The sequence below is a fragment of the Bacteroides sp. AF39-11AC genome (assembly GCF_003474285.1).
Taxonomy (GTDB): Bacteria; Bacteroidota; Bacteroidia; order Bacteroidales; family Bacteroidaceae; genus Bacteroides.
In genome coordinates this window covers 50313-65351 of sequence record NZ_QROH01000014.1, presented here as the reverse complement: position 1 = coordinate 65351, position 15039 = coordinate 50313, and the positions used below count along the sequence as shown (strand labels likewise).

The window sequence follows — 15039 nt, the reverse complement described above, 5'->3', positions numbered from 1 at the left end:
AACTATTTCTCAGAAAACACTGTTAGAAAGAAAGTAAGGAGTTTCATAGGTAAATCTTACTAATATCACTATCTTTGTATGCTGACTTATAAACGACCCACTCCAGTTGTTCACTCGACCAACTCCATTCACTCATTCTACCAACTCCAGTCATTCACTCGACCGATTCCGGTCGTTCACTTTTAAGACAGCACCTTCGGGTCAACAAGTATATACATTTAAAGCATTAAGAAACAAGCATTATGGCAATACACGCACCACCGCCAACAACCATCTGCAACGATTGCAAAAAGAGGGCAAACTGACAAATGTAGAAAGGCGCGCACAGCCAATCTATCGCCCCATGCCGGGATATTATGGAATGTCGAGGGATGCGGAACTCAAGAGATAAAGTTAGAAACACTTCCCTTCAAAATAAGTGAAAGAAAACGCATCGTCGCTATAAGAACTTTTGTTATCTTTGTGTCGTTATGCTACAAAGCAACAGATTAAAAAATAATAGCAGGAGGACAGAAAATGGATCCATTGGAATATATAGTACCGAACAGGAAGAGACTTCCCTACGGAATGATGAACTTTGCGGTTATTCGCCGCGAAGACTATTATTATGTAGACAAAACCTGCTTTATCCCCCTGATAGAACAGGCGGATCGTTTCTTTTTCTTCATCCGTCCGCGACGCTTCGGCAAGAGCCTGACACTAAACATATTACAACACTACTACGATGTAAACACCCGCGATAAGTTCGATGACCTCTTTGGTGGCCTCTACATTGGTGAGCACCCCACACCGAACCGAAACAGCTACCTCGTGCTCTATCTCAACTTTTCCGGCATCAGCGGCGAGCTGAATGATTACCGCAAAGGGTTGGATGAACACTGCGGTACCACCATCGAGAGTTTTTGTAAGAAATATGCCGACCTCCTCCCCCCGAACACCTGGGAAGAACTGCACACCAAAAGCGGAGCTGTAGCGCAACTGGAGTTCATCTATCAGGCATGCGAGCGTGCCGGACAGAAAATGTATCTCTTCATCGACGAATACGACCACTTCACCAATGCTATCCTTTCCAATCCCGAAAGTTTACGCCGATACACTGATGAGACGCATAGTGAAGGTTATTTGCGGAATCTATTCAACAAGGTGAAAGCAGGCACCTATTCCAGTATCGAGCGTTGCTTCATCACCGGTGTAAGCCCCGTGACGATGGACGACCTGACCAGCGGATTCAACATCGGTACTAACTACTCACTCTCACCGAAATTCAACGCAATGATGGGATTCACAGAAGAGGAAGTACGCGAAATGTTGACCTACTATTCAACCAACAGCCCCTTCCGTCATACCGTCGACGAGCTGATAGAAATGATGAAACCATGGTACGACAATTACTGTTTTGCACAAGATTGCTACGGTGAAACCACGATGTACAACTCTAACATGGTGCTTTATTTCGTCAAGAACTACATTGACAATGGAAAAGCACCGCAAAACATGATAGAAAGCAATATCCGCATCGACTACGAGAAGCTGCGCATGCTTATCCGCAAGGACAAGGAATTTGCCCATGACGCTTCCATCATTCAGACTTTAGTGAGCCAGGGATTTATCACCGGTGATCTGAAAGACGGCTTCCCTGCCGCCAGTATCACCAATCCTGATAATTTCGTGAGCTTGCTCTACTATTTCGGGATGCTCACCATCAGCGGCATGCACGAAGGAAAAACCAAACTGACTATCCCCAACATGATGGTGCAGGAACAACTCTACACCTATCTGCTGAATACCTACAACGATGCCGACCTGAGCTTCAGCAGCTATGAAAAGAGCGAACTATCCAGCGCATTAGCCTATCGGGGCGATTGGAAAGCTTACTTCGACTACATCGCCGACTGCCTGAAACGTTATGCCTCACAGCGCGACAAGCAAAAGGGCGAATTCTTCGTCCACGGTTTCACCCTCGCCATGACTGCTCAGAACCGCTTCTATCGTCCCATCTCCGAACAGGACACGCAGGCTGGATATGTCGACATCTTCCTCTGTCCGATGCTGGAGATTTACTCCGACATGACGCACAGTTACATCGTGGAACTGAAGTATGCCAAGTATAAAGACCCCGAAACACGCGTGGAAGAACTGCGCCGGGAAGCCATTGCCCAAGCCAACCGTTACGCCGACACGGACACAGTGAAACGTGCCATCGGCCACACCCAACTGCACAAGATTGTAGTGGTATATAAAGGGATGGAAATGCGGGTGTGCGAGGAAGTGATGTAATCTTCCTGAAAGCACTTCCCCATCCTTCAGACGGCAGTTTCAGCGGAAAAGCCAACGAATGAGACAACAATGAAAGATGAAAGAACTTTGCAGCTATGCTCGACTCTGTATTTACTACACCGGGCAGCCCTGAAAAACACAGTATTGGGTACGCGAAGTGATGAACCGTCTGTCTTTTCGAGACTATATTCCGAGGAAACAATACTGGAGTAAGCCCATCAATGACTTTAAATATTAACTAATTAAACTTGCAGGTACGCATATAAGTACATGTATTTGCATAATCATAAAAAGGAAGAATTATGAGAACAGCTAATTATACAGATTTAAGAGCGAACCTTAAAGGGTACATTGACGCAGTAGTTGACGATTGCGATACATAATTATTAATCGCGGAAATGGGAAGGGAGTAGTGATGATTTCTCTGGATGAATATAACTCTTTGAGAGAAACTGAATATATCATGTCCTCACCTGAAATGATGGAGGCCATACGCAAAGGCGAGGAAGACATAAAGAATGGCAATTTCATATCACAAAATGAAGGAGAAAGCATAGATGATTTCTTAAATAGGGTGTCATGTACAGAATAACATTGTCAGAACAAGCACGAAAGGAATATCTTTACTTCTCACAAAGTGGTAATAAAGCCATTCTGAATAAAATCGCCGCTTTGCTGAATGACATTGCAGAACATCCTTACACAGGATTAGGAAAGCCAGAGCCGCTAAAATATGAATTGGCAGGTAAATGGTCAAGACGAATCAGTGTTGAACATCGTCTTGTCTACTCTGTGAATGATGATATAATTGAGGTTCACATCTCTTCTCTATGAGATTTCATTATTCCAAGAAGTAACACACCATATACATTATTTGAAGAAGGTGTGTCATAATGCAGTACTATCTCAATTCCCGGGAGGAGGGGAGCTTAAGTTACTTTCCAGTTTTGACACACCTTCTTTTATGCATGGGTGATTTATTCCGAACGGATAGTTGGTAAAAACTCTGTGAGACTCTGTGGTGAATTAATCCATAACCCTACAGAAAGACATTAATTCCGTCAACGAGTTATTAAAAAACTGCAAACTCATAAATACGTGTGTCCTTGCCATTAGCGGCCTGTACCGGTTGAGTAACCAACAGACGCAGATAGCGTACCTTCTCAGTCTTACCCAAAGAACGGTTGATAACATTCTGCTTGTTTCCGGTTACAAAGTCCAATGTGCGCCATGCTTCATTCGGGTTATTCCGGCCTTGCAAGAAGCAGCTGCCAGTGATGTAAGAATAGCTTTCCTGAGCAGCATTCACCATCTTCCAACCGCTTATTTCCTTTTCCATTCCCAAATCAAAATCAATATAGTTAGGAAGCATAGAAGTATCGCACCATTTAGTATTCTCGTTTCCATCAATGAGAAATGCAGGTTTCTCATTGTCGTTGGTATATCCCGACCAAGCAACGATATGTTCCGGTTTCAACAGATTGATCTTCAGTTCTGCTGTCTTCTGCAAGCTGGTATCATCTTCATTGGCAGTCTGGAATAAAGTAGATAGTGCTTTAACAGGTGTATATGGTTCTTCAACCAATGTAGCAGCAAAAATAACAATATCTTTATTATCGGGCAGGATAACCTCAGTTGCTTTAGTAGGGATGTCAATGGCAAACTTGAACATATAAGTAAATTCATAAGCATGATCTCCCTCAGCGGAATGGCGGTGCGTACCGACATAGGCCACTTCTGCATCTTTCAAATAGCCTTGTGTATGGCCCGTATGCCCCCATTGTCCGACGAAACCGGTATAAGAAGGAACGACAATCTCCTGCAAATTCTTCCCTACCTGGAATACTCCTCTAACATCTTCTTCAGCAGTTGCCGCAGCAGCCAGTATATACAAACGGTTATAGGAGTGTCCGGCAGGCAGTTGCAAGGTATTTCCGCTACATAACATGCCATTCATTTCTTCTTTTGTTTCCAGATGGAAAGGAACACGATTAACAGTTATATCGGCAGGTATTAATTCAGCGGCATAAGAATAACCAGCTTCGAAATTAGCCTCCCAACGGAATTCATTCCAGCTGAAACATTTACGGTCATAATTGAGAGGCAGTTGTTCGCATCGCAATTCTTCCTTCTTATTATCATTGAAACGGACTTTATAGGTCCTGATACTGTTGGGCTGTATGGAGACTTCCAGCTGATTACCGCTGAAGTCCGCACTTCCTATACTCTTCTCCGTACCATCTGCTTCAACGGCACTTGTAATAGTTCCTGCAAATGTCAGCACTGCATTTTGTGGAGCTTTGCCACCCGTTTCGTACACACGCACCACATATTCGTCCGAACTTTCCGCTTTCTTCAAAGCTTTGATGACAACGTTACTATTGTCCGAAGATGCGAAAGAGAAGGCTTTGCCCAATGTTCCGGAATGTTTCTCGGCAGCAAAAGCCTTCAGACGCTGATTCAAAACTTCAGACTCCTTAACGACCTGCGCCTTGTCCAAACCGCCGGCGTGCCCTACCAAACTATAAGTGAAAGTATGATATCCCAGGTCCTGACGATCCTGATACGGATAGTTGTTCTTAGTCTCGGGTGTATGAAGCAATGTCAGGCGGAGTGTATGATTATCAGGTTTATCCCAGCCATATTTACTGTCATTCATAATAGAAACACCATAACTGCCGTCACTATCGGTTAAATCCGCCCAATATTGGGCATATACTTCATAAGCAGTCAATAGATTATTACCTCTCTGAACGCTGCCTATACCCAAATCGTAGGTCGCCTTTTCGTTATCAACATTCAAGGGGAATTCTGCTTTCAGCAGTGCATTCGTCGACCGCCAGTCTATCTCATTGTAAAAGTCTATACGGTCAGCCAATTCTCCCTCGTAAAGCCGGATATACTGGCGGAACAACGATTTGCCATGGCGCTTTTCTATACACAAAGTCTTGCGCAGGGCACCATTCTCACACAGATTCATTTTCACGTCTTCAGTAATAGAAACAGGTGCACGGTCAATAGTCTTTTTCAGAATCTCCCAAGCTGGCCAATTATATGATTCATTCTCAGTAAAAAGAGCCAGACGAATAGATTTGCCGTCCTTTACAAGTTCTTTATTATTTTTCTTATCGTAAAGCGAGATTATATCTCCCTGCTTATCCAATGAGATTTTATATACAGAGTTCTCCACTGTTGTTTCTGAAACAAAAGAATCTGCCTGCTTCTGGCTTCCGGAAAGTCGGATATCATACACGGCATATCCTGTAGCAGGTACAGTTGCTTCTATCAATAAATGCACAGTTCCATTCCGGTAAGAAAGTAATTGGGAAGCTACTTGCTTGCCTTCCGCATTATAAACACTGACACCTTTAGGAAATTTGGGAGTTTCAATCGCTACATCCGCTACATCCGTAACCGGAAATCCGAGTGCATTGTAGAACACAACCGGAATACCCTTGACGCGAGTATCCATTTTCTCAGAAACAGCCCCTACCGAAGCTGTCAGGACACCTGAAAATTGTTTTAATGAAAGCAATTCATCATTCCACGAAAACTCATAAGCACGTGGGATACTGGTACCGGTAAGGTCATCATGGAATTGGTGGAAAATGAAACGCTTCCATGCTTCTGTCAGACTTTCACCCGGATAACCGACTATACCCAACCAATCCGCTGCTACGGCCGCTCTTTCGGCAGCATCTCCCAAAAGTTCATTCTGACGGTTATAAAGCTTCATGGCAGCTTGCGAAGTATAACATCCGGTTCCATGTACATCCATCAGCAATTCACCGTTGAAAACGGGCAATTCCGAATGTTTTTCATAAGGAAGATAATCCTTGAATAACTGATCGCTCGTTGCGCTGATTATTTCTAACGGTCCGTTCCCCTTGATACCTTTTTCTACAGAACTGACAGAGCCTATTGAGGGAGAACCACCCGTATCACCCGTACCATAATAGCGATAAACCGTATTCAATGGAGTGCGCTTAGTCAGTCCCAGCAATTCTTTATCTTCCGACAGGTCAATGTTATTCCAGCGCTTACCATAATCATAGCCATGAGCAAGCATAATAAAAGAACCGTCAATCCCCTTCCACAATCCAAGCATAAAAGGATGTTTGCTCTCTCCATAAAAAGGATGGTTACGCCAGTCGAGTTTCTGTGAAGAAAAGCCGATGAGACCGCAATGTTTGGCAATAGTAGGCAGCGTCCAGCCAAAGCCAAAACAGTCGGGTAAGAAAATATCCGTGCTTTCTGTCCCGAACTCTTTTCTGTAATATTCCTGTCCAAGCAGGATGTTACGAATGGAAGACTCAACAGAGGGTACCAGCACATCCGATGCTTCCCAACTACTGCCACTGATATGCCAGCGACCTGAACGCACAAATGCTTTGAGTTGCTCATATTCACTGGGAAAGTATTCTTTCATCCAAGCATATTTGACACCTCCTTCAAAATTGAAGATATAATCGGGATACTTCTTCAACAGAAACAGATTACGGGACAAGGTATTCCAAACATACTCTTTGATGGTGGTTTGGACATCCCAATTCCATTGGGTATCCAGGTGGGCATCTGCTACCATATAAACTTTCGCTTTTTTCTCCGGTTTTGCACTCTGTGCATGCATACTACCTGAACAAAGTAGCGCAGATGCTAATAGGATAACTGGTAATTTCATAGTAAAATATTCTATTGTGAATAATACAGATATTTATCAATCGCAAAAATAGCGGCACTTACCTAAAAGCATACCTATATTTATGCCATAAAAGTGTAATTACATGGCTATAGCTGTAAAACGCACAAAAAAGTCAGAAAAGTATTACTCTTTTTTCTATGCTTCCCAACCATATCCAACCATAATTCTCTATCTTTGCAATACCTAATTAGTCCGATATACAGATATGAAAAACAGACACTACTTCCCCCAAGTTTCACTGCTTATCTGCATCTTATGCTGCTTTCCGCATTTGATTCATGCATACAGTCTGCGGCAATTTTCAAACAAAAACGGCTTATCCAACAGTGCTATCTTATCCCTTTACCAGGATCATCAGGGAGTCATCTGGATCGGTTCATGTGATGGTCTGAATATTTTCGACGGCACCAATATCCATGTATACAATCCTGTCAACCCGACGAAAGCCCCATTATCCGGAAACCTGATTAACGACATCATGGAGACTGAAAAGGATGTATTATGGATACAGACCAACTATGGACTGGACCGTCTGGATACCAAATTCCAGACATCTAAAAGCTTCACGGAGTTCAAAGACAAGAACTATATGGCAAAAAGCAGGGATAATGACCTTTTCATTGTAAAAGACGACGGATATATCTATTACTATCAACCGGAAAAGCAACTCTTCCAAAAGTTGGAAGTACCTCAAATAGCATTCGGACACGTATTATCCACTATCATTGACAAAAACAATATTTTATGGGTATTCACTTCGAATAATGACACCCGCAGCTATCAGATAAACAAGAATAAAGAAGGGATGACCCTCACCCCCAACAATCTTTTCAAGCATTCCGAACAGTTATTATGGGCATTCGCAGAAGAAGATCTGATCTATTTCATCGATAAGACCTACTCACTCTATGAATATGACTTCGGCAATCAACAGCAATACTTTATTGCAGATCTCAAAACAAAAGTCGAAACACGCGGAGAAGTTTCTTCCATCATCAAACAACAAAACGACTATTACATTGGCTTCAAAAGCAGCGGATTGATCGTATTGAAATATATGTCCGATCAGAAAATAAAATACCAGATGCAAGATACAGAAATCCATTCCGGCATCTTCTGTCTGATGAAAGACAAATATCAGGATATTGTTTGGATAGGAACAGACGGACAAGGGGTATACATGTATTTCAATGATACTTTCTCCATTACCAATACGCTGCTGGATACTCCTGTATACCAGATAAACAACCCCGTACGTACCGTTTACTACGACGAGGAACAAACCTTATGGATAGGAACCAAAGGAGGAGGTATATTGCGCATCAGGAATTATTCTCCGGAAACCAATGCAGCAGCTTCTTTCGACCGGATCTCCATCAGCAACAGTGCCTTAACCGACAACACCGTCTATTGCTTTGCCCCCGGTTCTGCGAACAGGCTATGGATTGGAACGGAAAACGGGCTCAACTACTATTCATACCAAAATAAACAGCTGAAAGCGTTTACAGTGATAGCCGATGGAAAGAAGGTGAAATATGTACACTCCATCAACGAATTAAATGATACCACTTTATGGGTATCCACTGTAGGTGAAGGTATCGTAAAAGTTATTTTGGATAAAGCCGGTAGTTCTCCTTCCGTAAAATCGGCTACCAGAATTGTTCTGGATGACGGGCGTATGGCTTCCAATTATTTCTTTACCTCCTTCCAGGAGAATGATTCTATCCTTTGGTTCGGTAATCGTGGCTATGGAGCCTACCGACTGAATGTCGAAACCGAAAAGCTAACTCCATACAGGTTTGATAATGTAGTGAACAGTCAGACTGCCAATGATATTTTCGCCATTTATAAAAATAAGAAAGGACATTGGCTGGGAACCAGTTCCGGACTACTTCACTTCAATGAAGATTACTCACATTATCATGACAGGGCTGACCTTTTCTCAAACAACACAGTACATGGCATTTTGGAAGACCAACAAAATAACCTTTGGATCAGTACGAATCAAGGACTGGTAAGGTTCAACCCTAAAACCAATACCGGACAGACTTACAACCGGGAAAACGGACTGGAAGTCACTGAATTCAGTGATGGAGCTTTCTATAAAGACTTACGAACCGAAACTTTGTTCTTCGGAGGGACAAACGGATTTGTTACCGTCAAGTCCAACGCTTATATTATGGCAGATTATATGCCTCAGATAAGTCTGAAGGGATTATCCATCTTCGGAAAAGAATACAATATTCATGATTTCCTCCACGACAAGAAAGGAAAGAAGATACTTCAGCTGGATTATAGCCAGAACTTCTTCTGTATCGATTTTATGGCAATAGATTATATAAATGGAAACAATTACTCTTATTCTTACAAATTGGACGAAGTAAGCAGCCAGTGGATAGAAAGTGGAACATCGGCCAGCGCTATCTTCTCCAATCTTGCACCCGGACAATATACCCTGTTAGTGAAATACAAGAATAACATGAATGGAAAAGAGTGCGAACCGCAGACACTTCTGATTCAGATTGCCCCTCCCTGGTATTTAAGTAATTGGGCATATATTCTCTATTTCATATTAATCGCTTTGTTCTGCATTCTTGCTGTTTATAGGATAGTTCATCAATACCGCCGGAAGCAACACCGTATGATTGAGAAATTGAACCGGGAAAAGAAAGAAGAAGTCTATGAGTCTAAGCTGCGCTTCTTTACCAACATCACTCATGAATTCTGTACGCCGCTGACGCTGATTTACGGTCCGTGCGAAAAGATACTTGCCTATCCTCAATCAGATTCGTACATCCGCAAATACGGAAAGATGATACAGCAGAATGCAGAGAAACTGAATGGTTTGATTCTGGAGCTGCTGGAATTCCGCAGACTGGAAACCGGTCATAAGGTACTTTCTATCCAAAGATTATCCGTATCGGACAAACTCCGGAACATAGCGGAATCCTTCTGTGAATTGGCTGAAAATAAGAATCTGAACTATCGGTTGGATATTGAACCGGACATTGAATGGAACACGGATATCAGTTGTTTCAGTAAGATCGTCAATAACCTGATCTCAAATGCCTTCAAATATACTCCGGAAGAAGGGAATATCACCATCGGTCTGAAAGTAGAAAAACAGCTTCTAACCCTTAATATATCCAACTCAGGAAAGGGGATAGCGAAAGAGAATCTTGCAAAGATATTCGATCGCTATAAGATATTGGATTCTTTTGAAATGAATGGCAAGAATTCACGGAATGGGCTGGGATTGGCTATTTGTAAGAATATGGTTACTCTGCTGAACGGTGAAATCAATGTCAGCAGTATTCAGAATGAGATAACTACATTTACAGTCACTTTACCGGAACTATCGCCCACTGCACAGGAAGCAGAAACACCCCAAAAAGTGTATGCAACAGGACCTCTGAATACAAATACGGAGCCCATGGAACTGGAACAGACCGCTGTTAATTTCGACACTTCCAAGCACACGGTTATGATCATTGACGACGATCCTTCTATGTTATGGTTCGTCTCGGAAATATTTGTAGATAAATACAATGTATTATCTTTCAATAACGCTGCAGAAGCTCTGACCAGCCTGGAACTGAAGCAGCCGGATCTGATTATTTCAGATGTGATGATGCCTGAAATAGACGGGCTTTCCTTTGCCCAGAAAATCAAGCAAAACAAGTTATGGAGCCATATTCCACTCATTCTACTGTCTGCCCTTCATCACGAAGACGATCAGGTGAAAGGCATTGAGGCTGGTGCAGAAGTGTATGTGACGAAACCTTTCAATGTAAAATACTTAGAGAAAGTAGTCTACCGATTAATTAAAAGAGAATCGGACCTGAAAGAATATTATAGTTCCATATTCAGTTCATTCAAAGTGGAAAACGGGAACTGTATCCACAAAGAAGATCAGGAATTCCTGGATAAGGTGATAGAAACCATAGAAAAGAATATCACAAACCCTGACTTATCCGTTGAACTATTGAGCAGTGACCTGGGCTATAGCACCCGTCAGTTCTACCGTAAATTAAAGCCTATAACGGACAAATCTCCTGCTGATATCATCAAAGAATATCGCCTCACAATGGCCGAGCGACTGTTGCTGACAAAGAACTATACCATTGAGGAAATTATGGACAAGACAGGTTTCAATAACCGCGGAACGTTCTATAAGTTATTCTCCCAGCGTTTCGGTATGCCACCACGCCAATATAGGGAACAGCAGAAGGATAGTGTGAAGAAAGAATTAACAGACTAAAAGAACAAAAAATGAGGTTGTAGCCTTTGTTACAACCTCAACATATAAATCCATAGATTATTTCCTTTTGGTTTCCTTCAATACTTTCTTTTCCGTACTGTCCAGTTTCCTCTGTACTTTTTTCACATCTTCAGCAGGAGGAAGACTTTCAGGAACAATCCCTCTCTGTAACAGCATATTTCTAACAGCAGTATTATTATCTACATGCTCCTGACCAATCGGATTAATCCCTCTTAAATCTTTAGTCTGTATGTTTACACTTGTCATTTCAGCAGCCAAATCTTTTGCTTTAATACTTATAGTAGGAAGAAAATCAGCTACAGGACGACTATCGGGAACTCCCATTTTACGTTTTAATTGTTGTGTACTCAAACGAAACAACGCTTGGTCACCTTTAGAACGTATAAGGGCAAATCCTTTACTATCTACCCCTCTTTCATAAATAACACCTGATAACTGCTTTTCAGTCTGCCCAAGCTTTTCACGAGCTTTTACACGTTCATACTCAAGTAAACGCTGTTCTACCAATTCCGCTTTCTGGGTTTGCACCGCAAAATAATTCTGCGCAAAAGAGATCTGTTCTTTACGGCTATCACCGTTTTGTGCAATCAGATAACAAGCATAGCGGGTAAGCATCATGTCATCAATAGCTTTTTCGGCTCCAGAACATGTTCACAAGCTTCCTTAGCCTTATCAATCACCTTGATGAAGTTCTCCCACTTAGAATACCCTAATAATACCTGCAATTCTCTTGCACTCCAGCATTCTACGCCTTCATATTCGGAAGCGGCCTCTTCAAACTGGCGGAATAAGGCTAAGATTTCATTTCCTTATTTTATTTCGAGTTTTACTTCCCTTTCACAATCCTCTTGATGTCATTCAGCTTATTCAGCGCCTCCAGCGGGGTGAGATTATTCACATCCAGATTCAAAATCTCGTCACGTATCTGGCAGAGCACAGGATCTTCCAACTGGAAAAAGCTAAGCTGCATGCCGCCACGCGTCTCTCCTACTTCCGCCATCGGCTTACTTGCAATACCTTGCTGACGATTGTCCGCCTCAAGCTGTTTCAGAATGTCATTCGCACGTTTTACGATACTTTTCGGCATACCCGCCATCTTTGCTACATGGATACCGAAAGAGTGTTCACTGCCGCCACGTTCCAGTTTACGCAGGAAGATAACTTTATTATCCACCTCCTTAACGGAAACATTGTAGTTCTTGATACGCTTGAAGCTCTTCTCCATTTCGTTCAATTCATGGTAGTGCGTAGCAAACAGTGTACGTGCTTTTGCTTTAGGATGCTCATGGATATGCTCTACAATCGCCCAGGCGATAGAAATACCGTCGTAGGTAGACGTACCTCGTCCCAGTTCATCAAAGAGCACCAGACTGCGCGGAGACAGGTTATTCAGGATATCCGCTGCTTCATTCATCTCTACCATAAACGTAGATTCGCCAACAGAGATATTATCGCTGGCACCCACGCGGGTGAATATCTTATCCACCAAACCGATATGCGCACTCTCGGCAGGTACGAAGCTACCGATCTGTGCCAACAGCGTTATCAGAGCCGTTTGCCTCAACAATGCAGACTTACCAGCCATATTCGGACCGGTAATGATAATGATTTGTTGCGAACTGCTATCCAGCATCACATCATTGGCAATATATTTTTCCCCTATAGGAAGTTGCTTCTCAATAACCGGATGGCGTCCCTGGCGAATATCCAGCACATCGTTATCTTCAATAACAGGACGTATATAGTTATTTTCACGCGCCACATTGGCAAAGGAAAGCAGGCAGTCCAGACGTGCTATCTGGTTTGCATTGACCTGGATGGCAGGGATAAACTCACTTAAAGCCTGCACAAGTTCTGTATAAAGCTGAGTCTCCAGAATCAATATTTTATCTTCGGCGCCGAGTATCTTCTCTTCATACTCTTTCAGCTCCTGCGTGATGTAACGTTCAGCATTTGCCAGAGTTTGTTTACGTATCCACTCCTGCGGAACTTTATCTTTGTGCGTATTACGGACTTCGATATAATAACCGAACACATTGTTGTAGCCGATCTTCAAGCTGGGAATTTCCGTCAGTTCGCTTTCCCGCTGCTGTATCTTCAACAAATAATCCTTACCGGAATAGGCTATCTGGCGTAATTCATCCAATTCATCATTGACACCCAGCTTCATGACACCACCTTTGTTTATCAGCAACGGAGGGTCATTATTAATTTCTTTCTCAATACGATCACGAATGGACTTACAAATATTCAGTTGTTCGCCGATACGGTTCAGGCTGACATTATCCGCCTCCATACAGGCTTCTTTGATAGGTTCGATAGCCTGCAAAGCGACCTTCAACGCAACTACTTCACGCGGAGAAACACGCCCTACAGCAACTTTGGAAATAATACGTTCCAAATCACCTATCAAATGCAACTGTTCTTCAATCAATTCTTTGAAATCCGGTTGGCGGAAGAAGTATTCCACTACGTTCAAACGCTCATTAATAGGCAATACATCTTTCAGTGGAAACACCAACCAACGTTTCAGCAAGCGGGCTCCCATCGGACTAATCGTTTTATCAATCACGTTCAACAGGCTGCTGCCTCCATCGTTCATGCTGCCTATCAGCTCAAGGCTGCGAACGGTGAATTTATCCAGACGGACGTACTTATCTTCTTCAATACGTGCCAGAGAAGTGATATGTCCGATTTGGGTATGCTGCGTCATGATAAGATATTGCAAGATAGCTCCCGAAGCGATGATACCATTCTTGAGATGCTCTACACCAAAACCTTTCAAGTTCTTTGTTTCAAAATGCTTCAGAAGTTTCTCACGGGCGGTGGTCTCTGTAAATACCCAATCGTCCAGTTCGAAAGTAAAGAACTTACTTCCGAAGTTACCCTCAAACATGCCACGTTTTCCACGTTCAAAAAGCACTTCTTTAGGAGCGAAGTTATTCAAGAGTTTATCTACATAGTCGAAAGGTCCCTCTGCAGTGAGGAATTCACCCGTAGATATATCGAGAAATGCCACACCACACGTTCCCTTACCAAAATGTACGGCAGCCAGAAAATTATTCTCCCGGTAATTCAATATATTATCATTGATGGAAACACCGGGAGTTACCAGTTCCGTAATGCCCCGTTTCACCAGTTTCTTGGTCATCTTCGGGTCTTCCAACTGGTCACAGATGGCCACACGCTTCCCGGCACGTACCAGCTTAGGTAGATACGTATCCAATGCATGATGAGGGAATCCCGCCATTTCAACAGTCTTTCCTTTACCATTGGCACGCTTAGTCAGGGTAATTCCCAGGATTTCGGCTGCAACAACAGCATCGGTAGAATAAGTTTCATAGAAGTCACCGCAACGAAACAACATTACGGCATCAGGATGCTTGGCTTTCAGGTCCAAGAACTGTTTCATCATCGGAGTAAGGACAATATCTTCTTCGCTCACAGTAGTCGTTCTTTATAAATTTATTAATATGCAAAAGTGCAGCTTATTTTCGCAGCCATGCAAAGATAATTCTTTTTTAGAAAACAAGTACTGAGGGGACTCAAATCCTTAGTAAGCCTTAACAAAAACAGCACTTTTACTAAAACATGTTATAAAACACTCTTTTTTATTTGTTTTATTTGCAGATATCCCAGAAGTCCGTATCTTTGCACTGTGTTTTTCATAGTATTAGATTTAAGGTTAACAAAGGTTGGAGTACAGCGGTACTCCTTTTTTTATGCCTATATGCGAGGTACGCATAAAATTATTCCCTGACATTTCGCTTACACTTTA

Annotated in this window: 5 protein-coding genes and 3 pseudogenes; 5 read left to right on the top strand and 3 right to left on the bottom strand. The window is 42.6% G+C overall.

All coding sequences use genetic code 11. The features are described from left to right. Positions 1-106 precede the first annotated feature (106 nt). From DW036_RS26285 to DW036_RS23895, 4 genes and pseudogenes are all read left to right on the top strand, one after another. Complete coding sequence (locus DW036_RS26285; RefSeq protein ID WP_369906892.1) at positions 107-391, top strand: hypothetical protein; 285 nt, start codon at positions 107-109, stop codon at positions 389-391. Between the two features lie 125 nt (positions 392-516). After that, entirely contained in the window at positions 517-2277 is a 1761-nt protein-coding gene (locus DW036_RS23905; protein ID WP_118466489.1) for an AAA family ATPase, read from the top strand. A gap of 302 nt (positions 2278-2579) precedes the next feature. Then, positions 2580-2869 (top strand): annotated as a pseudogene (locus tag DW036_RS23900) (type II toxin-antitoxin system Phd/YefM family antitoxin). Continuing rightward, positions 2857-3134: pseudogene (locus tag DW036_RS23895) on the top strand (Txe/YoeB family addiction module toxin). The pseudogenes DW036_RS23900 and DW036_RS23895 overlap by 13 nt, the downstream one beginning before the upstream one ends. A gap of 215 nt (positions 3135-3349) precedes the next feature. On the opposite strand, the gene DW036_RS23890 reads toward DW036_RS23895, so the two are convergent. After that, entirely contained in the window at positions 3350-6958 is a 3609-nt protein-coding gene (locus tag DW036_RS23890; protein ID WP_118466487.1) for a glycoside hydrolase family 38 C-terminal domain-containing protein, read from the bottom strand. A 226-nt stretch (positions 6959-7184) separates the two neighbouring features. Here DW036_RS23890 and DW036_RS23885 point away from each other — a divergent pair, with 226 nt between their 5' ends. Next, a complete protein-coding gene (locus tag DW036_RS23885) occupies positions 7185-11240 on the top strand; it encodes a hybrid sensor histidine kinase/response regulator transcription factor (RefSeq protein WP_118466486.1) in 4056 nt (1351 codons plus the stop codon). A gap of 57 nt (positions 11241-11297) precedes the next feature. Here DW036_RS23885 and dinD read toward each other — a convergent pair. Further along, positions 11298-12061, bottom strand: a pseudogene (dinD, locus tag DW036_RS23880) (DNA damage-inducible protein D). Positions 12062-12087: 26 nt separating this feature from the next. Continuing rightward, positions 12088-14676 carry a DNA mismatch repair protein MutS gene (gene mutS / locus DW036_RS23875; protein ID WP_118466573.1) on the bottom strand — a complete coding sequence of 863 codons (2589 nt, stop codon included), beginning with the start codon at positions 14674-14676 and terminating at the stop codon, positions 12088-12090. Positions 14677-15039 lie beyond the last annotated feature (363 nt).